This window comes from Collinsella sp. AF33-16 (assembly GCF_003475325.1).
Lineage (GTDB): Bacteria > Actinomycetota > Coriobacteriia > Coriobacteriales > Coriobacteriaceae > Collinsella.
Genome location: NZ_QRQC01000014.1, coordinates 52,606 through 71,995 on the forward strand (window position 1 = coordinate 52,606; position 19,390 = coordinate 71,995).

Annotated in this window: 15 protein-coding genes; 13 read left to right on the plus strand and 2 right to left on the minus strand. The window is 58.4% G+C overall.

What is annotated here, in order from left to right; genetic code table 11:
• Window positions 1–5: 5 nt before the first annotated feature.
• The 12 genes from trmFO to DWZ52_RS06795 all read left to right on the plus strand — a co-directional run bounded on the left by trmFO (window position 6) and on the right by DWZ52_RS06795 (window position 12,592).
• On the plus strand, window positions 6–1,343 hold the full coding sequence (gene trmFO / locus DWZ52_RS06740; protein WP_118385186.1) for a methylenetetrahydrofolate--tRNA-(uracil(54)-C(5))-methyltransferase (FADH(2)-oxidizing) TrmFO: 1,338 nt from the start codon (window positions 6–8) through the stop codon (window positions 1,341–1,343).
• An 8-nt stretch (window positions 1,344–1,351) separates the two neighbouring features.
• Window positions 1,352–2,260 carry a tyrosine recombinase gene (locus DWZ52_RS06745; protein ID WP_370448275.1) on the plus strand — a complete coding sequence of 303 codons (909 nt, stop codon included), beginning with the start codon at window positions 1,352–1,354 and terminating at the stop codon, window positions 2,258–2,260.
• 219 nt (window positions 2,261–2,479) lie between these two features.
• Window positions 2,480–3,208, plus strand: a complete 729-nt coding sequence (gene rpsB, locus DWZ52_RS06750) for a 30S ribosomal protein S2 (RefSeq protein WP_006236109.1) — start codon at window positions 2,480–2,482, stop codon at window positions 3,206–3,208.
• A gap of 45 nt (window positions 3,209–3,253) precedes the next feature.
• Window positions 3,254–4,123: a translation elongation factor Ts gene (gene tsf / locus DWZ52_RS06755; protein ID WP_118385188.1), complete on the plus strand. Its 870-nt coding sequence runs from the start codon at window positions 3,254–3,256 to the stop codon at window positions 4,121–4,123.
• Window positions 4,124–4,240: 117 nt separating this feature from the next.
• A complete protein-coding gene (pyrH, locus tag DWZ52_RS06760; RefSeq protein ID WP_035138557.1) occupies window positions 4,241–4,963 on the plus strand; it encodes a UMP kinase in 723 nt (240 codons plus the stop codon).
• 2 nt (window positions 4,964–4,965) lie between these two features.
• On the plus strand, window positions 4,966–5,502 hold the full coding sequence (gene frr, locus DWZ52_RS06765; RefSeq protein ID WP_006236112.1) for a ribosome recycling factor: 537 nt from the start codon (window positions 4,966–4,968) through the stop codon (window positions 5,500–5,502).
• Window position 5,503: 1 nt separating this feature from the next.
• Window positions 5,504–6,298 carry an isoprenyl transferase gene (locus DWZ52_RS06770; RefSeq protein ID WP_118385189.1) on the plus strand — a complete coding sequence of 265 codons (795 nt, stop codon included), beginning with the start codon at window positions 5,504–5,506 and terminating at the stop codon, window positions 6,296–6,298.
• A 2-nt stretch (window positions 6,299–6,300) separates the two neighbouring features.
• Window positions 6,301–7,200 carry a phosphatidate cytidylyltransferase gene (locus DWZ52_RS06775; RefSeq protein ID WP_233539903.1) on the plus strand — a complete coding sequence of 300 codons (900 nt, stop codon included), beginning with the start codon at window positions 6,301–6,303 and terminating at the stop codon, window positions 7,198–7,200.
• Window positions 7,200–8,387, plus strand: coding sequence for a 1-deoxy-D-xylulose-5-phosphate reductoisomerase (gene dxr, locus DWZ52_RS06780; protein WP_117837150.1), 1,188 nt, complete (start codon window positions 7,200–7,202; stop codon window positions 8,385–8,387). The genes DWZ52_RS06775 and dxr overlap by 1 nt, the downstream gene beginning before the upstream one ends.
• Before the next feature lie 25 nt (window positions 8,388–8,412).
• Window positions 8,413–9,774, plus strand: coding sequence for an RIP metalloprotease (locus tag DWZ52_RS06785; protein WP_118385190.1), 1,362 nt, complete (start codon window positions 8,413–8,415; stop codon window positions 9,772–9,774).
• A 13-nt stretch (window positions 9,775–9,787) separates the two neighbouring features.
• On the plus strand, window positions 9,788–10,870 hold the full coding sequence (gene ispG / locus DWZ52_RS06790; RefSeq protein WP_118385191.1) for a flavodoxin-dependent (E)-4-hydroxy-3-methylbut-2-enyl-diphosphate synthase: 1,083 nt from the start codon (window positions 9,788–9,790) through the stop codon (window positions 10,868–10,870).
• Window positions 10,871–12,592: a proline--tRNA ligase gene (locus DWZ52_RS06795; RefSeq protein WP_233547285.1), complete on the plus strand. Its 1,722-nt coding sequence runs from the start codon at window positions 10,871–10,873 to the stop codon at window positions 12,590–12,592. It begins immediately after the preceding gene.
• A 176-nt stretch (window positions 12,593–12,768) separates the two neighbouring features.
• On the opposite strand, the gene DWZ52_RS06800 is transcribed toward DWZ52_RS06795, so the two are convergent.
• Both DWZ52_RS06800 and adhE read right to left on the minus strand, forming a co-directional pair.
• Window positions 12,769–13,533 carry an aminoglycoside phosphotransferase family protein gene (locus DWZ52_RS06800; protein ID WP_118385193.1) on the minus strand — a complete coding sequence of 255 codons (765 nt, stop codon included), beginning with the start codon at window positions 13,531–13,533 and terminating at the stop codon, window positions 12,769–12,771.
• Between the two features lie 88 nt (window positions 13,534–13,621).
• Window positions 13,622–16,270 carry a bifunctional acetaldehyde-CoA/alcohol dehydrogenase gene (gene adhE, locus DWZ52_RS06805; protein WP_055250041.1) on the minus strand — a complete coding sequence of 883 codons (2,649 nt, stop codon included), beginning with the start codon at window positions 16,268–16,270 and terminating at the stop codon, window positions 13,622–13,624.
• A 444-nt stretch (window positions 16,271–16,714) separates the two neighbouring features.
• Between adhE and DWZ52_RS06810 the strand changes: the two genes are divergently transcribed.
• The coding region (locus tag DWZ52_RS06810) for an InlB B-repeat-containing protein (RefSeq protein WP_199579171.1) at window positions 16,715–19,390 on the plus strand (2,676 nt) is incomplete at its 3' end.

Consider the following 19,390-nt stretch of genomic DNA (forward strand, 5'->3'; position numbering starts at 1 on the left):
TGCAGATGCAGTTCGATCAGGTGACGGTTATCGGTGGCGGTCTGGCGGGTTCGGAATGCGCGATCCAGCTGGCAGACCGCGGTTTTGCCGTTAGGCTGTGCGAGATGCGCCCCCAGGTTAGCTCCCCGGCTCACCATACCGATCACTTGGCAGAGCTCGTCTGCTCCAATTCGTTTAAGTCGACCCGTCCGGATTCCGCGGCTGGTTTGCTGAAGGCCGAGCTTGAGCGCATGGGTTCAGTCCTGCTCGATTGCGCCCATCGCGCGGCTGTTCCCGCCGGCGGTGCCCTGGCGGTCGACCGCGTCAAGTTTTCCGAGCTTGTCGAGGCCGAGGTTGCCGCCCGTCCCAATATCGAGGTCGTGCACGGCGAGGTCACGCAGATTCCCGAGGGCCACGTGGTCATTGCCGCGGGCCCGCTGTGTTCACCGGCGCTGAGCGAAGAGGTCATGAAGCTCGTCGGCGGCGACGCCCTTGCGTTCTTCGATGCCGCGGCGCCGATCGTCGATGCCTCCACGCTCGATATGGACGTGCTGTTCTCGCAGTCGCGCTACGAGGAGCAGGGGAGCGGCGACTATCTCAACGCTCCGCTCAACAAGGAGGAGTACGAGGCCTTTATCGAGGCACTTACCACGGCCGACCGCGTGGTGCTCAAAGACTTTGAGGGCGGCGATCTGTTCCAGGCCTGCCAACCTGCCGAGGAAGTTGCGCGCACCGGCAAGGACGCCATTCGCTTTGGCGCCATGAAGCCCGTCGGCCTCACCGACCCGCGTACCGGACGTCGCCCCTGGGCGGCGATTCAGCTGCGTGCCGAGAACAAGGAGAAGACCGCCTATAACCTGGTGGGCTTCCAGACAAACCTGACCTTTGGCGAGCAGAAGCGCGTCTTCCATATGGTGCCGGGCCTGGGGAACGCTGAGTTCTTCCGCTACGGTGTCATGCATCGCAATACCTTTGTCGACGCCCCGCACGTGCTCGATGGCACCTTTGCCGTGCCCGGTACCGGCGTGCGCCTGGCCGGTCAGATCACCGGCACCGAGGGGTACATGGAAGCCGTGGCGACCGGTCTGCTCGCGGCGCTCAACACCTATGCCGAGGCTATCGGTGTCGCGGGCGTCGAGTTGCCGCGCGTGGGCGCCCTGGGTGCGCTCGTGGGCTATGCGACCGATCCTGCCACCGTGGGCTATCAGCCTATGCATGTCAACTTTGGCCTGGTGCCGCCACTCGAGGATGGTAAGCGCCGCAGCAAGCGCGACCGCTACCAGGCCTATGCGGACCGTGCGCTCGAGGCCCTTGATGCCTATCTGGCCACTCGTCCTGATCTGTTTGGAGGCGACCGGTCATAGCCTTTGACCTGTACGACACCGTCGACTCGTTTATCGCCTATATCTCACGTGTCGAGGGACTTTCTCCCAACACGGTGACGGCCTACGGCTCGAGGCTGGAGCGCTTTGCTGCCTGGTGCGAGCGCGAGGATATCGATGCTTTCGCTGCCGACGTGCGCACCATTCGTCGCTATCTTGCCGAGCTTTCGCGTGAGCAGGTGGCTCCCCGAACGCTTGCGGCGCATCTGTCGGCTATCCGATCGCTCTATCGATGGATGGCTGCCGAGGGGGTCGTGGAGGGCGATGCAGTCTCGGCGATCGCATCGCCCAAGCTGCCGCGTGACCTGCCGGGCGTCCTTACGACCAAGCAGGTCGAGGCGCTGCTCAAGACGCCTGATACCTCAACACCCGCGGGACTGCGCGATGCGACGATGCTCGAGCTGCTCTATGCCTCGGGCGCCCGTATCTCAGAGCTCGCAGCACTCAATGTGGAGTCCATTGCGTGGTCCGAACGCACGCTGCGCCTGTGGGGCAAGGGGAGCAAAGAACGTATCGTCCCTCTGTATCGTCGTGCGCTCGAGGCGACGCGTCTCTATATTGAGGAGGGGAGGCCGGAGTTGCTCGCTCAGGCAAAGCGTCGTGACCCCGCTACCGGGCCGCATCCGCTGCTTATATCGGCGCGCGGTAATCGCATGAGTGCCGCCATGCTCAGGCGGCGGTTTCATATGCTGGCGACGCTCGCCGGCATTCCGGCCGACATCGCCCCGCATGCGATGCGCCATACCTTTGCGACCGACTTGCTCGAGGGCGGCGCGGACCTGCGCTCGGTTCAAGAGCTGCTAGGTCATGCGAGCCTGTCCACGACGCAGATCTACACGCATCTCACACCCGATCGGCTTAAGCGGGCTGTGGCTCAAGCCCATCCCCGCGGCGAATAGTGGCTGGGACGTCCCGCGCCGCGCTCAGGTGTGTGGTTTTGATTGCGGGTTGGCAGGAAGATGCATTCCTGCTATCATTCATCGGGTTGCTTCACGGCAACAGGTTTTTATCACGCACGCGCGGCTACTTCATACCGTGGTGCCCGGGCTTTGGTAGCACATGTCCGGGTTGGTTTTGGAGGATGACCCCGCGCGGAGGCAAACCACAGGAGGTTTAACATGGCTACCAAGATTAATATCCGCACCCTGCTCGAGGCCGGCTGCCACTTCGGTCACCAGACCCGTCGCTGGAACCCCAAGATGAAGCCGTTCATCTTCGGTGAGCGCAACGGCATCTACATCCTCGACCTCAAGCAGACTATCCTCGACGCCGACCAGGCCTACACCTTCGTCAAGAACGTCGCCAAGGGCGGCAATGTGCTGTTCGTCGGCACCAAGAAGCAGGCTCAGGAGGCCGTCAAGAACGCTGCTGAGCGCGCCAACATGCCTTACATCAACCAGCGTTGGCTCGGCGGCATGCTGACCAACTTCGTCACCATCCGCTCCCGCATCAACCGCATGGAGGAGCTCGAGGCCATGGTCGAGGACGGCCGCATGGCAGTGCTCCCCAAGAAGGAGCAGGCTGTTCTCGGCAAGGAGCTCACCAAGCTCCAGACCAACCTCGGTGGCGCCCGCGACATGAAGGGTCTGCCCCAGGCTCTCTTTGTCATCGACACCAAGCGCGAGGAGAACGCCATCAAGGAGGCTCAGCGCCTGAACATCCCCGTCGTCGCTCTGATCGACACCAACTCCGATCCCGACGAGGTCGAGTACGGCATCCCCTGCAACGATGACGCTATCTCTGCTGTCACCCTTATGTGCGAGCTCATGGCTGACGCCTGCCTCGCTGGCTCCGGCAAGGAGCAGGTCTCCGAGGCCGAGATGGCCGCTGAGCCCAAGGCCGAGTAAATCAGTCTTAGTTAATTCTTTTTCATCTCTTTGAAAGGAACCACAATGGCCCAGATTACCGCCGCTATGGTCAAGCAGCTCCGCGAGATGACCGACTCCCCGATGATGGAGTGCAAGAAGGCTCTCGTCGAGGCTGACGGCGACATGGACGCCGCTGTCGACGTTCTTCGTAAGAACGGCCTCGCCAAGGCTGCCAAGAAGGCTGGCCGCGAGACCAACGAGGGCGCTGTAGCCGCGTTCGTCTCCGAGGATGGCAAGACCGGCGCTCTGCTCGAGCTCTCCTGCGAGACCGACTTCGTTGGCTCCAACGCCAAGTTCACCGGCTTTGCTTCCAAGGTCGCTGAGGTTGTCGCTACCACCGAGCCTGCCGATGTCGACGCTCTGCTCGAGAAGCCGATGGGCGAGGAGACCGTTTCCTCCGAGCTCACCGAGATGATTCACATCATGGGCGAGAACATGAAGATCTCCCGCTTCGCTGCCCGCAAGGCCGAGAACGGCGCGCTCGCTTCTTACATCCACATGGGTGGTAAGATCGGCGTCCTCGTCGAGTTCGCCTTCGAGAAGGCCGAGACCGCTCAGGCTGAGTCCTTCAAGACTTTCGCTCACGACGTTGCCCTTCAGGTTGCCGCCGTCGCCCCGATCTGCGCTACCCGCGATCAGGTTCCGACCGAGACCGTCGAGCACGAGAAGCAGATCTACATGGCTCAGGCTGCCGAGTCCGGCAAGCCCGAGGCTATCCAGGAGAAGATGGCTGTCGGCCGTCTGGAGAAGTTCTACAAGCAGTCCGTGCTCACCGAGCAGGAGTTCATCAAGGACAGCTCCCTCACCATCAAGAAGTACGCTGAGCAGGTCTCCAAGGAGCTCGGCGACACCATTACCGTCGTTGCCTTTGACCGTCTGGTCCGTGGCGAGTAAATAAGCTCTTGTAGCTGGTAATGAGCAGGCTGTGGGTTTTACTCACAGCCTGCTTTTTCATGGCTCTTATCAGAGCCTTTGATATCATATTGAGAGTCTAATTAAAGGAGGATCGCTTTGTCCGACATCCGATATAAACGCGTGCTTCTTAAGCTTTCCGGCGAAGCACTGATGGGCGACGGCCAATATGGCATTGACCCCAAGGTTACCGACCATCTTGCCAAGCAGGTCAAGGAGCTGCTCGCCGTTGGCCATGAGGTCGGCGTCGTTGTCGGCGGCGGCAATATTTTCCGTGGCATGGCCGGCGCTGCCGGTGGCATGGAGCGTGCTCAGGCCGACTACATGGGCATGCTCGCGACCGTTATGAACGCGCTCGCCCTGCAGGATGCTTTCGAGCATAACGACGTTCCCTGCCGTGTGATGAGCGCTATCCAGATGAACGAGATCTGCGAGCCCTATATTCGACGTCGCGCCATCAACCACCTTTCCAAGGGCAACGTCGTTATTTTTGCCGCCGGTTCGGGCAATCCGTACTTTACGACCGACACCGCCGCGGCTCTTCGTGCGTGCGAGATCGGCGCCGAGATTCTGATTAAAGCCACCAAGGTTGACGGCATCTACGACAAGGATCCCGTCAAGTGCGCCGATGCCGTCCGTTTTGACAAGATTACCTATCACGAGGTTCTCGTTCGCGGCCTGCAGGTTATGGATTCCACGGCTACGGCTCTGTGCCAGGATAACCGTATGCCTATTTTGGTCCTCAACATCGATGGCGAGGACACCGTCAAGCGCGCGCTTTCGGGTGAGCCCGTCGGCACGCTCGTCTATCAGGAGGATTAAGCATGGCAGAGAACATCACCGCCCATATGGACAAGTCGCTCGAGTCCCTCAAGCATAACTTCTCCAAGGTCCGTACCGGTCGCGCCAACGCCAACATTCTGTCCGACATCACCGTTGATTATTACGGTGTCCCCACGCCGGTCACGCAGGTTGCCGCCGTCAAGACCCCCGAGGCTCACATGCTGCTCATCGAGCCGTGGGACAAGGCGCTCATCAACGCTATCGTCAAGGCCATCGGCGCTTCCGATCTGGGCATTACCCCCAACTCCGATGGCACCGTCGTTCGTCTGCCGTTCCCGGCCCCCACTGAGGAGCGCCGTCGCGAACTCGTCAAGGAGTGCCGCGAGTACGCCGAGCAGGCCAAGGTGTCTATCCGTAACATCCGTCGCGACTTCAACAATAAGCTCGAGCGCGATGAGGAGCTCACCGAGGACGATGTCCGTCGCGAGCAGGCCAAGGTCCAGAAGCACACCGATGAGTATGTCGCCAAGGTCGAGGAGCTTCTGAAGGAAAAAGAAGCCGAGGTCATGGAGATCTAAGGTGCAATACGACGAGCATAAACTGGTCGAGTACTTTGCCGACGCCCCTGCGGGCGTCGGTTTTTCCGACCTTGACCTCAATAACATTCCGCACCATATCTCGTGCATCATGGACGGCAACGGTCGTTGGGCCACGTCGCGCGGTCTTGCACGCACCGAGGGTCATAAGGCAGGTATCCTCTCGCTGCGCGAGATCATTACCGCCTGCGTGCGCCTGGGCGTCGACGTGCTTTCTGCCTATGCGTTTTCTACCGAAAACTGGAACCGTCCGCAGCATGAGGTCAACGTCTTGATGCATCTGTTTGCCAAGACGCTTATCGACGAGCTGCCGCTTCTGAAGCGCGAAAACGTGCGCGTCGTCTTTTTGGGCGACATTTCCGCGCTGCCCAAGAAGACCCGCGACGTTTTTGAACGCGGTCTTGCCGAGTGCGCCGATCACACCGGTATGACGCTGGCGCTTGCCGTCAACTACGGCGCGCGTGCCGAGATTACCCGCGCTGTCCGTCAGATTGCACTCGACGCTGCCGCCGGTAAGATCGATCCTGCCGCAATTGATGACGACATGGTGGCTTCCCACCTCTATACTGCCGGCCTTCCCGATCCTGAGCTTGTGATTCGCACCTCTGGTGAGCTGCGCCTTTCGAACTATCTGCTGTGGCAGGTGGCTTATTCTGAATTCTACGTCACCGATACCTATTGGCCCGACTTTGATCGTTGGGGCCTTGTCGACGCCATTTTGGCCTATCAGGGCCGTGACCGTAGGTTTGGTGGACTGAGCAAGACCGAGGAGGCTTAATCGTGTCCGATCGTCCCAAGGCATCTGCTCCCAAGACGCCTGCGCGCAAAGCTGCCACTGCGGGAGCGCCTGCAGCGAAGAGCGGCACCGGTTCGTGGCTGGCGGGCTTTATTACCCGTGCCGCCGCCGGTATCGTCTACGCCGTTGTCTTTATCCTGTGCCTGGTTTTGGGTATCGTGCCCACGGCCATCTTTGTTTCCGTCATGAGCGGTCTGTGCTGCTATGAGTTTTTCCGTATGACAAGGCTCGATGGCAAGATGGCTAACGAGCGCATGGGTATCGCTGCCGCCGTACTCTTTCCGCTGTCGGCGTTGGGCGATTCGATGTTGCTGAATGCCCTGCTTTTTGCCTTGATGCTCGCTGTGGGCATTTGGTATGTCTGGTCGCCGCGTACCCGCATCTCTGATGTGGCCGTGACGCTCATGGGTCCCATCTACACTGGCTTTATGCTGTCGGCTATCGTGCTGCTGCGCGATGCCGTGCCCGGTTTTGCCGGCGCCCTCCTTTCAGTGGGCGTTTGCGCGTCCCTTTGGGTCTCCGATTCGTTTGCCTACATCGTGGGCAGCCGTATCGGCAAGCACAAGATGGTTCCCAAGATCTCTCCCAAAAAGAGCTGGGAGGGGTTTGCCGGCGGCATCTTGGGCTCGGTTTTGATTTGGCTCATCCTGTGGGCGACGCACTTCTACAAGCTCAGCCTGCCCTATGCGCTGCTGTGCGGCGTGGTCGTGTCCATTCTGGGCGTTATCGGCGACCTTATCGAGTCGCGCATCAAGCGCGGTGTGGGCGTCAAAGATTCCGGCAACCTTATCCCGGGCCACGGCGGAATGCTCGATCGTAGCGATTCGCTTATCTTCGGCTGCATCACCGCGCAGCTGTTGCTGATGATCGGAGGCGTGCTGTAATGTCCTTCCAGACGACGTATGGCCCCGATGGACGCCTTCGCGTTGCCATCCTGGGCTGTACAGGCTCTATTGGCACCCAGGCGCTCGATGTGTGCCGCCAGCATGCCGATCGCCTGCAGGTGACGGCGCTGTCCGTTAACTCCAGTACCTCCGAGCTCGTTGCCGCTGCCCGCGAGTTCTCGGTTCCGGCGGTTGCCGTGGCCGATGTCGATCATGGCGATGACGCCGTGCTGCAGGAGTTGCCCGAGGGAACGAAGCTCGGCGTTGGCGCGCAGGCGGTTTGCGAGCTCGCGCGTCGCGACGATGTCGACTGCGTGCTCGTCGCTATTGTGGGCGCCGCCGGTCTCGAGGCGAGCCATGCGGCCTTGACCTCGAATAAGCGCCTTGCCCTTGCCAACAAGGAGTCCCTCGTCGTCGGTGGCGACTTGCTTATGCCGTTGGCGCAACCGGGCCAGCTTATTCCGGTCGACTCTGAGCATTCCGCCATCTACCAGTGCTATCTGGGGGAGAACCCGCGCGAGGCCCACTGCATTTGGCTCACCTGCTCGGGCGGTCCGTTCTTTGGCCGCACGCGCGACGAGCTCGATCGCGTGACGCGTGCCGATGCCCTCGCGCATCCCACGTGGGCCATGGGTGCCAAGATCACCATTGACTCCGCCACCCTCATGAACAAGGGCCTGGAGCGCATTGAGGCCATGCATCTGTTTAACTGCGACCTCGATTTCATTAACGTGGTCGTGCAGCGTCAGTCCAAGATTCACTCTATGGTCGAGTTCGCCGACGGCTCCGTGATGGCGCATCTCGGTGCATCCGACATGCGTATTCCCATCCAGTTCGCGTTCTCGTATCCCGAGCGTTGGGATACTCCGGCGCCTCGTATCGATTTCCGCGAGCTGGGGCAGCTCACGTTTGATGCTGCCGACATGGATACCTTCCGCTGTCTGGCACTGGCCGAGCGTGCCGGCAAGACGGGTGGCACCATGCCGTGCGTGCTCAATGCCGCCAACGAGGTCGCCGTCGATGCCTTCCTGCACGATGGCTGCAGCTTTACCGATATCGATCGCATTGTGGAATCCTGCATGGACGCCCACGATATGCAGGTGGTCGATTCGTTTGAGCAGCTTCGCGACATCGATGCGTGGGCGCGTGAAAAGGCTGCGCAGGTACTCGCCGCAACCCGTTCCTAACCCATAAGGATTGCTTTTTCGTTTTATGGATACTGTTCTGAGCGTTCTCTCATCGGTCTTTTGGGGCCTGCTGATGCTTTCCGTCCTCGTGTTTTTGCACGAGGGCGGCCACTTTTTGGCGGCGCGTGCCTGCGGCGTCCGTGTGACCGAGTTCTTTTTGGGTCTGCCGTGCCGCTTTGACATCCATTACACGTCGCGTCGCATTGGAACCAAGTTTGGCGTGACCCCGCTGCTGCTGGGTGGCTACGCTGCCATCTGCGGTATGGATCCGACCGATGTTTCGTGCGCCGACCGCGTGCTCGCGGCTATCTATCGTCATGGTCGCGTGACCGTGGCCGACCTTGCTGTCGAGCTCGAGCTTTCCGAGGAGGATGTGCTCGAGGCATGCGCCCTTTTGCTGGGCTGGGGCTCCATCGCGCCCTGGTATGAGGAAGGGGAGAAGCCCTCGCCGAGCTACTGTCCCACCAAATATCAGACGTTGCCGCGAGACAAGGCAGGCTATACCACCTTTGATGGTCGCCGTTTCGATCGCGAACATGCGACTGCCGAGGGCGATGTGTGGGAGCTGCCGTGCGGCGAGGCCGAGTTCCTTGCGCAAGAGCGCTCGCACACCTATCTTGGCCAAGGCTTTCTCAAGCGCGCCTTTATGCTGCTCGCGGGCATTATCGTCAATATCTTGACGGGTTTTTTGCTCCTTATGAGCATCTATTCCATTGCGGGTGTCACCGTGCCGATGGATACCAACGTGATCGGTCAGGTTGACGAGGGGTCTATTGCCGCCAAGGCGGGTATCGAGGGCGGTGACGCGATCCTTTCGGTTGACGGTGCCTCATGTTCCACTTGGATGGATGTCTACGATGCCATCGGCAAGGCTGCCGGTAAGGACGATATCGCCATCGAGTACGAGCGTGACGGCAAGCAGCATTCGACCACGGTTGCGCTCAAAGAGGACGAGCGCCTAGGTGTGTATGCCTCTACGCAGGTGGTCCGTTTAGACCCCATCACGTCGGCTCGCCTGTCGTTCTCCTATGTCGTGCAGACAGCGGATGGCGTGATGCGCCTGCTCCAGCCGCAGCATACGATGGAGATTCTCGATCAGTCTTCTTCGATCGTTGGTATTAGCGTTATGTCCTCACAGGCCGCTGCTGCCGGCCCTGCCACGTTCCTTTCGTTTGCCGCCCTCATTTCGTTCTCGCTTGGCTTTATGAACCTGCTGCCCATCCCACCACTCGATGGCGGCAAGCTGGTCATCGAGATCATTCAAAAGATTGCGGGCCGCGAGCTGCCGCTCAAAGTGCAGACAATCGTCAGCTATGTCGGCATCGCGCTCTTTGCACTGCTGTTTGTCTATATGCTTCGTTCCGACATCCTTCGTTTTATTCTGTAGGGGAGTGTTTGGATTGTCTTTATCCCATCCTTTGCCTCGCGAGTTGACGCGCCCCGTGCATGTGGGCGGCGTGCAGATCGGTGGTGGCGCTCCGGTCGTGGTTCAGTCTATGACCTGCACCGATACTGCTGATGCCCAGGCAACGCTTGCGCAAGTGTGCGCGTTGGCGCAGGCTGGCTGCGATATCGTGCGCGTGAGCGTGCCCTCCGAGGCCGCGCTTGAGGGCTTCCGCACCATCTGTGCCGAGTCTCCGGTGCCGATTGTCGCCGATATCCATTTTAACCATAAGCTCGCCATTGGTGCCGTTGAGGCCGGTGCCGCCAAGCTGCGCATCAATCCCGGCAATATCGGCGATTGGGCCAAGGTTGACGCGGTGATCGATGCTGCGGGTGCCTCGGGCTGTGCGATTCGCATTGGCGTGAACGCGGGCTCGCTTGAGCAAGATATTGCCGAGCGCGACGACCTCACGCAGCCCGAAAAGCTCGTGATGTCGAGCGAGCGCTTCGTCAAGCACTTTGAGGATCGCGGCTTTACGAACATTGTGCTTTCGGCCAAGGCCCATAGCGTGCAAACGACGCTCGATACCTATCGAGCCCTGTCACGTGAGATTCCCCACGTTCCGCTTCACCTGGGCGTGACGGAGGCGGGGACCAAGCTTCAGGGCACCATCAAGAGCTCTGTAGGCTTGGGTATCTTGCTTTCCGAAGGCATCGGCGACACCATGCGTGTGTCGCTCACGGCCGATCCGGTTGAGGAGCCGCCGGTCGCCTGGGGAATTCTACAGTCGCTGGGCCTGCGTCGCCGTGGTCCCGAGATTGTCTCGTGCCCCACGTGCGCCCGCTGCCAGGTTAACCTCATTCCCATCGCCGAGGAGGTCACCGAGCGGCTTAAGAACTATTCCGCGCCGCTTTCGATTGCCGTCATGGGATGTGCCGTTAATGGCCCCGGTGAGGCTTCTGATGCCGACCTGGGCGTTGCTTGCGGACGTGGTCAGGCCTTGCTCTTTTCGCATGGCCAGATCATTGGTAAAGTAGCTGAGGACCAAATTGTCGACGCGCTTATGGCCGAGGTCGACAAGCTTATTGAGGAGAAGTAAATGACTCGAGCAATGTATATGTCTAAGCTCTATACGCCGACGCTTAAAGAGGATCCGGCGGACGCTGAGCTCGCCAGCCACCGCCTGTTGCTCCGTGCCGGCATGATCCGCAAGGAGGCCGCCGGCCTGTATTCCTATCTGCCGCTTGCTTGGCGCTCGATCCGCAAGATTGAGAACATCGTGCGCGACGAGATGGACGCTGCCGGCGCCCAGGAGCTTATGATGCCCATCATGGTCGATGCCGAGCTGTGGCGTGAGTCCGGCCGTATCGATGCCTATGGCAAGGAGCTTGTGCGCTTTGATGACCGCCACGGCCGCGAGTTTGTGCTCGGACCCACGCACGAGGAGACCGTCACGGCCCTAGTGCGCAATGAGCTGCGCTCCTATAAGCAGCTGCCCGTCAACCTGTACCACATTCAGGACAAGTTCCGCGACGAGTTCCGCCCTCGCTTTGGCCTGATGCGCGGTCGCGAGTTCATCATGAAGGACGCCTACAGCTTCTCCGCCACGCAGGAGAGTCTGCAGGAGGAGTACGACAAGATGAAGCAGGCCTATGCCAACATTTGCGAGCGCTGCTACATCAAGGCTCTGCCCGTTGTCGCCGACTCCGGCGAGATCGGTGGCGATACCTCCGTCGAGTACATGGCTTTGGCCGACGCCGGCGAGGCTTCGCTCGTCTACTGCGACGATTGCGGCTTTGCTGCCGATGACGAGGCCGCAAGCACCAAGGTCGTTGTGACCGAGGGTCCTGGCGACGGTACGCTTACCAAGGTCGAGACTCCGGGCATGGGCACCATCGAGGCCGTTGCAAAGTTCTTCGGCTTCCCCGAGAACGGCACGCGTAAGTCTCTGGCACTCATCGACGCCGGGGGCAAGCCCGTCGTGGCCATTGTTCCGGGCGACCACGAGCTCAACGATTGCAAGGCCGAGCATGTCTTTGGCAAGGGCTATCGCATGATGACTGATGAGGAGCTCCAGACCTACGGTCTGCATAAGGGCTTTATCGGACCGGTTAACCTGCCCGAGGGCATTCGCCTGGTGTGCGACGAGAGCCTGCGCGAGTCCAAGCAGTGGGCCTGCGGTGCCAACGAGGTCGATTATCACTTTACCGGTGCCTGCCCCGAGCGCGACTTTACCGTCGACGAGTGGGCCGACCTGGTAACCGTCGTTGCCGGCGATCCCTGCCCGCACTGCGGCAAGCCGCTCTCTGCTGCTCGCGGCATCGAGGTTTCGCAGGTCTTCCAGCTGGGTACCAAGTATTCCGAGGCCATGGGCGCCACCTTTATGGACGAGGACGGCAAGGAGAAGCCGCTTATCATGGGTTGCTACGGCGTGGGCGTGTCCCGCTCGCTTGCTGCCGTCGTGGAGCAGCACAACGACGAGCACGGTATCGTCTGGCCGGTTTCCGTTGCCCCGTACGAGGTCGCTGTGATTCCGCTCGATCCCAAGAAGGAGGAGTGCGCAACCGTCTGCGACCAAATCGTCGAGGGCTTGTGCGCCGAGGGTATCGAGGTCGTCGTCGACGACCGTGACGAGCGTCCCGGCTTTAAGTTTGCCGATAACGACCTTATGGGATTCCCGTATCAGGTGGTGCTTGGCAAGCGTGGCCTTAAGAATGGCACCGTTGAGCTCAAGGACCGTGCCACGGGCGAGCGCGAGGACGTGGCGATTGACGAGGTCGTCGCCAAGGTTGCCGAGCTTGTTAAGGCGGCCCGCCGTTAATCGACGTTTCTGCTATTAGATGTAATCGCGGGACTGCTCCGTATCTCTCTTAGGAAGAGATGCGGAGCAGTCTATTTTGTTGCGTGAATAAACTCGATGGGTAAAGGAAAACCCCACAGCCCATATGAGCTGCGGGGTTTTCTTGTGCCTCCGATGCGAAATAAATCGCTCAGATATTACTGATAATCGACGACGTCGATCCAGTTCTTCAGGAACTCATCGTTCACGTTGCGCTTACGAGCGAGCTCGGAAGCGGCGACGATGCTCGTCCACTGACGCACGACCTGCATGGGCATGTCGGCGCGGTCGCAGTAGAGCTCCAGGTAGGCCTCAGCCTGATCCTTGCTGTTGAGGGCGAAGAGCAGGTAGGTGGTGGCAACGTCGGCAGCAGGGGAGCCCTGGGTGGCGTGTGCCCAGTCGCACACATAGAGCTGGCCGCCGTCGCCGACGATGACGTTGGAGGGGTTGAAGTCGCCGTGGCAGACCTTGAACTCCTTGGTCATTCCGTCCAGACGCTCCTGAAGGTTGTAGCGCGTGGTGGCATTGAGCTGATCAAGGCTGTCGATCATGCGGGCGAACTTGTCGCGCTGACGGTTGAGCAGCGGGGAGGTGTAGCCGTGGATCTCGATCTGGAGGTCGACGAACATCTCGAGATACTCACCAAAGCGCTGGGGCTCGGCAGTCATCTTCTCGGCAAGGGTGGTGCCCGGAACCTTCTCGGTCACGAGCGCCCAGCCGTTGGCGTTCTCGAGCTGGGAAACCTCGAGAGCCTTGGGGCTGCGGATGCCGCACTCATTGATGCGGGCAAGATTCAAAGCCTCGTTGAACACGTCGGAGACAGGCTTGGTCTCGTTAAAGACCTTGACGATCTTGTCGCCCAGGTCGTAAACGACCTTGTTGCCACGGCGGACGAGCTCGGTCTTGGAATCGGGTAGCAGCATGGTTGCATCCTTTCAACGATGCGATAGAAGCGACGGCGGGGGTGTGTGAAACACCCGTGCACCCCCGCCGTTAAAAACCGTGCTAAAACTAGCAGACGGCGTAGTCCTGAGGCTCGCGGCCGTAGTAGGCGTCCAGGTAGAGCTCCTTGATCTCGCTCATGAGCGGGTAGCGCGGGTTTGCGCCGGTGCACTGGTCGTTGAATGCCTGCTCGGTCATCTCGTCGAGGGTGTCGAGGAAGTACTGCTCGTCAACACCGTAGTCGGCGATGGTCTTCTTGACGCCGATGAAGTCCTTGAGCTCCTCGAGCTTCGTGATGAAGTTCTCGAAGACCTCCTTGTCGTCCTTGCCCTCGATGCCGCAGTACTTGGCCATCTCGGCGTAGTTGTGCAGCGCGTTGGGGTAAGGATACTGGGAGAAGGTACCCATCTTGACGGGAGCCTCGGCGGCGTTGTAGCGCATAACGCGGGTCAGGATGACGGCGTTGGCGAGGCCGTGGGGCAGGTGATGGAAGGCGCCGAGCTTGTGAGCCATGGAGTGGTTGAGGCCCAGGAAGGCGTTGGCGAAGGCCATACCGGCCATGCAAGAGGCGTTGTGCATCTCCTCGCGGGCATGCGGGTCCTTGGCGCCGTTCGTGAAGCTGGAGGGCAGGTTCTCGAAGACGAGCTTAGCAGCGCGCTCGGAGAGGCCCTTGGTGTAGTCGGAAGCCATGATGGAGACGTAGGACTCGATGGCGTGGGTCATGACGTCGATGCCGGAGGCAGCGGTCAGGCCGCGCGGGGCGGTCATGCAGTTGTCGGCGTCGACGATAGCCATGTTGGGGAGCAGCGCGTAGTCGGCGAGCGGCCACTTGATGCCGGTCTCCTTGTCGGTGATGATGGCGAACGGCGTGCACTCGGAGCCGGTACCCGAAGAGGTCGGGACGGCGACGAAGTAGGCCTTCTTGCCCATCTCGGGGAAAGTGAAGATACGCTTGCGGATGTCCATGAAGTCCATGGCCATGTCCTCAAACTTGCACTCGGGGTGCTCGTACATCATCCACATGATCTTGCCGGCGTCCATAGCGGAGCCACCGCCGACGGCGATGATGACGTCCGGCTCAAAGAGAGCCATCTGCTTGGCGCCGCGACGTGCGCACTGCAGCGACGGATCGGGCTCGACGTCGTAGAAGCAGTCGTGGGCGATGCCCATCTCGTCGAGCTTGGCCTCGATGGCGCGGGTGTTACCATTCTTGAAGAGGAACTGGTCGGTGACGATGAAGGCGCGCTTCTTGCCCATGACGGTACCGAGCTCGTCGAGGGCGACGGGCGTGGAACCCTTCTTGAAGTAGACCTTCTCGGGAGCGCGGAACCACAGCATGTTCTCACGGCGCTCGGCCACAGTCTTAACGTTGATCAAGTGCTTCACCCCAACGTTCTCGGAGACGGAGTTGCCGCCCCAGGAGCCGCAGCCCAGGGTCAGAGACGGCTTCATGCCAAAGTTGTACAGGTCACCGATGCCGCCGTGCGAGGACGGGGTGTTGATGACGATACGGCAGGCCTTCATGACGTGCTCGAACAGACTGATCTTCTCGGCCTGGGCGGGGTGCACGTACAGAGAGGCGGTGTGGCCCGGGCCACCGGCGAGCACCAGGTGCTCGGCCTTGTCGACGGCCTCCTGGAAGTCCTTGGCGTGATACATGGCCAGGACCGGGGAGAGCTTCTCGTGGGAGAACTCTTCCTTGGCGGGGTCGGTGGAGGTGACCTCGGCGATCAGGATCTTGGTCTTGGCGGGAACCTCGATGCCGGCGAGCTCGGCGATCTTGGCGGCAGCCATGCCGGGAATGCGGTGATCGAGGGCGCCGTTCTTGAACATGGCGGCACGCAGGGCCTCCATCTCGGCACCCTGCTTGACGAAGTAGCAGCCGCGCTTCTGGAACTCGGCCTTAACCTGGTCATAGATGGTGTCGATGACGGTCACGGACTGCTCGGAAGCGCAGATCATGCCGTTGTCGAAGGTCTTGGAGTGGATGATGGAGTTGACGGCGAGCAGCACGTCGGCGGTGTCGTCGATGACGACCGGGGTGTTACCGGCGCCAACGCCCAAGGCGGGCTTGCCCGAGGAGTAGGCGGCCTTGACCATGCCCGGGCCACCGGTGGCGAGGATGATGTCGACGTCGCGCATGACCATGTTGGTCAGCTCGATGGAGGGGACATCGACCCAGCCGATGATGCCCTCGGGGGCACCGGCCTTGACGGCGGCGTCAAGCACGAGCTTAGCGGCGGCGATGGTGCACTTGGCGGCAGCCGGGTGCGGGGAGATGATGATGGCGTTGCGGGTCTTCAGGCTGATCAGCGTCTTGAAGATCGCAGTGGAGGTGGGGTTGGTCGTCGGGATGACGGCGCCCACGATGCCGATGGGCTCGGCGATCTTGGTGATGCCGTAGGCCTCGTCGCGCTCCAGGACACCACAGGTCTTGGTGTTCTTGTAAGCGTTGTAGATGTACTCTGCGGCGTAGTGGTTCTTGATGACCTTGTCCTCAAGAACGCCGCGGCCGGTCTCCTCGATGGCCATCTTCGCCAACGGGATACGAGCCTTGTTGGCGGCCATGGCGGCCTCATAGAAGATCTTGTCGACCTGCTCCTGCGTGTACGTAGCAAAAAGCGCCTGGGCCTCTCGCATCTGAGCGAGCTTAGCCTCAAGCGCCTCTACGTTGTCCACAATTGCGGGAGTAGTGTTTTCCGGTGACTTTTTCACCATTTGTGTCTCCTTGCGATCGGAGATTTACCCTACGTCTTGCATGATAGCAATAAATAATTCGGTGAGTGGTAAGATTCCTGTAAAAGGCACACTAAAACGCTTCAATAAACTGAAGCGTTTTAACTATTTAACTAAAAGCCGAACGTCTTCTCCGGGCGAATTCCTAGTTTCCCCATGGCTATGGTGTGGAGTTTGTTCATTGTTTGTTCATTAGGTCTTAGGAAATTAATGCACATCGATCAATTCTGGCTGGTCGTGACACTAATTTTTGGTCGTTTCTATTTCATGGCAATAAACGCGTTCTCTTGTCAGACAAAACACTGGTATTAAACTAAAACCAATGTGCCAGACAGTACATTCAGTAAGAGTGAAATATATGCCTTTGCCTCTGGGTATTTTGTCGCCCTTTACCGGTTCATGTCAGTTGAGTAGAAAGGGCGGTTTGTGAGATTGCCACGCTGCAGGCGAGCTCTCGTTTGGCTCGTCTCTTTTTTGTTCGTGTTTAATACGATTCCTACGAGCGTATTTGCTGACGTAATAGTGAATAATGACCCTCAGCAAAACACGACTTCGGAGAATCTGTCTAATGAATCTGCTGATAGTGATTCTGGGTCAAGGGGGGGGGCGGTCGAGGCTTCGTCTAACGACAATACGGTTTCAAGTGATGATCAAAAACCTGAATCTGATGTCTCGGATAAGCAGTCAAACGATGTGAATGTGAATGAAACATCTGATGAATCGAATTCTGATGCAGCAGAATCTGGTGTTTATCAAGTTAATGATCAATCAACATTTGAGGATGCGCTGAATAAAATCGCCTCCGATAATTTATCGGAGATCAGACTTGTCCTAAAAGGCGGCTCGTCTTTTGTGGTGCCGACCCAAGATTACGTTTCGACTTTCGGCGTTGCTAACAAGAAGATTACCGTGACGAGTGACGGTGATAATCGCGCAACCTTGCACTTCTCCAACCGTGCCATGCTTTCCGGATCTTGTACTTTTGACAACGTCGAAGTGGTTGGTTCAGGAAAATTCTATTGCAATGGTTTCGATACCGTTTTCACTCGTAACTGCGAGCTCAACCTCTCTGAAACACTTTATGGCGGTGGCTATAGGTCGACTGTCGATCACACACATGTGGTGATAGCCGCGTCTGGATATATCAATCCTGGTAGTGGCGCTGGCCTTCATGACGTCATCGGTGGTTCATATCAAGGGTCCGTCGAGCATGACACCTATCTTGAGATCAGCGGTAACCTTCGCATGGCTAGCGGTAATCACGTTAATCCCGGTTGCATGCGCGGCGATGGGTCGAGCGGCGATGGAAACGGCTTTCCTGCTGTTTATGTAGGTGGTAACGCCACGCTTGTTTACGACAATGCCAACTCCGAAGTTTCTCCTGCTATCGAAGGCACTTACGGTTGCGAGATGCGCGGCAACGTGACGCTTGATGTTCGCTCGGGTCGGGTAAATGAAATTTGCGGTCATTTTGGTGACCCTGCGCCTATTAAAGGCAACATTCATATTATTGCGGGCAGCAGTACTTATGAAAACACCGACAAAATGCTTCGTCTTAATAGCAATTGGCCAATAATTGGCGCAGGACAAATGATCCCAGATGGAGTTTATGAGGTCGATGGCGATGTCGTTATCGATGCTTACGAGAATGTTTGGGGCTGGGATAAAGGTGGATCGATACCCAATGATGTCCCTTTTATTGAAGGTTCGAAGAAAGCGAACGTTGGCGGATCTATTACCGTTAATGTCCACGGCTCCCATGTTGGCTCTATTTATGGAGCAGAGTGGAGTGCTGTAAACGGTGATATCGCCGTGAACGCTTCTGGTGTTGAGCTGAGGGATGAAGCGGGCGATTCTCATGGGTATGTTTTCTGCGAGAACGACCTGACCAATTCGTCGGATGAGGGATCGAGCGTAAAGGCTAGAGGAAAGCTATCTATCAGTCTGAATAGCGGCAGTGTTGGCTACGTTTCGTTGACTTCGAACAAGAATGTATCGATTTCTGACGGTTCCTTCATTAATATTGCTGGACGACCGGAAATAGCTACGGGCGTTACGGGTGTGTACTATGGGCTTCCCAAGGGGTCTTCTTCTCCCACAATCAATATTGCAGGGACTGTGGCTGAGATTCCTTATATTAAGTACGCATCTGCATTGAATGTTACTGATAACTCCGAAATTACGGCCGGTACGATTTCTTCTGTAAATAAGATCGCTATTACTGGTCAATCGAATACAAATGTAACGACCAAATTTGGTTGCAACAATGCTTCTAGCTATGAATTAATTGAAGACAATGGCCTTCGGGTAGATGAGGGCAGCGTTTTGACGACAGCTGGCTCTCAAGCCTACGTATATGGTTATGCCGATATCAATGGTACTTGGGAGCAACAATACAATACTGCGAATGACTATAACGATATTTTTGTTAAGGGAACCACTTCTATTGGCAGTAATGGCATTCTCATCGATCACGGTTCAAGTAATTTGAAAGGTGCCGTTATTAATAAGGGCACACTTGCCTTAATGGCACCCGCATTATTCCAAGGAAATTACCGTGGCGATGACGCTGAAATTAGACTGCCGGCTGTTACTAATAACTATGATGGCACGGATGATGGCGGTGACATTCCCCTTATTGTAAAAGGGGAATCGTCAGGGAAGACTACTGTTAATACGGTTGATCCGAACAATTGGCAGAATTTGAAAGTGCCGTCACTCGGAGATAACTACGTACTCTCCAAAGCTAGTGGTGATGCGCCTAAGCAAAGCACTTTTATTCTTGGCAACGAGGATGCGGTTGGTGAGGGCTATTACCTTAAGCGCTTCAGGGATGCCGACGGTACTGATGATTTTCACATGTGGCAGGTCGCAGCAAAGTTATCGCTGACTTTTGATGATAATGGCGCATACGATCCTGCTTATCCTCAAAAGTTTTTGCAAGATAAGACTGCAGATAAGGACAGTTACACCTTCGCGCTGCCCAAGACCGCCCCGACCCGCAAGGGCTGGGCGTTCGACGGCTGGAACACCGAGAGGGACGGCTCGGGCGATCAGTTCACCGACAAGACCGAGGTCTCCAGGTCCACGACCGTCTACGCC

Bases quoted from the DNA above. Each gene is read 5' to 3' on its own strand.
- rpsB (WP_006236109.1), top strand. From the start codon at position 2,480: ATGGCTACCAAGATTAATATCCGCACCCTGCTCGAGGCCGGCTGCCAC.
- DWZ52_RS06785 (WP_118385190.1), top strand. From the start codon at position 8,413: ATGGATACTGTTCTGAGCGTTCTCTCATCGGTCTTTTGGGGCCTGCTG.
- DWZ52_RS06795 (WP_233547285.1), top strand. From the start codon at position 10,871: ATGACTCGAGCAATGTATATGTCTAAGCTCTATACGCCGACGCTTAAA.
- adhE (WP_055250041.1), bottom strand. From the start codon at position 16,270: ATGGTGAAAAAGTCACCGGAAAACACTACTCCCGCAATTGTGGACAAC.
- trmFO (WP_118385186.1), top strand. From the start codon at position 6: ATGCAGTTCGATCAGGTGACGGTTATCGGTGGCGGTCTGGCGGGTTCG.
- tsf (WP_118385188.1), top strand. From the start codon at position 3,254: ATGGCCCAGATTACCGCCGCTATGGTCAAGCAGCTCCGCGAGATGACC.
- dxr (WP_117837150.1), top strand. From the start codon at position 7,200: ATGTCCTTCCAGACGACGTATGGCCCCGATGGACGCCTTCGCGTTGCC.
- frr (WP_006236112.1), top strand. From the start codon at position 4,966: ATGGCAGAGAACATCACCGCCCATATGGACAAGTCGCTCGAGTCCCTC.
- DWZ52_RS06800 (WP_118385193.1), bottom strand. From the start codon at position 13,533: ATGCTGCTACCCGATTCCAAGACCGAGCTCGTCCGCCGTGGCAACAAG.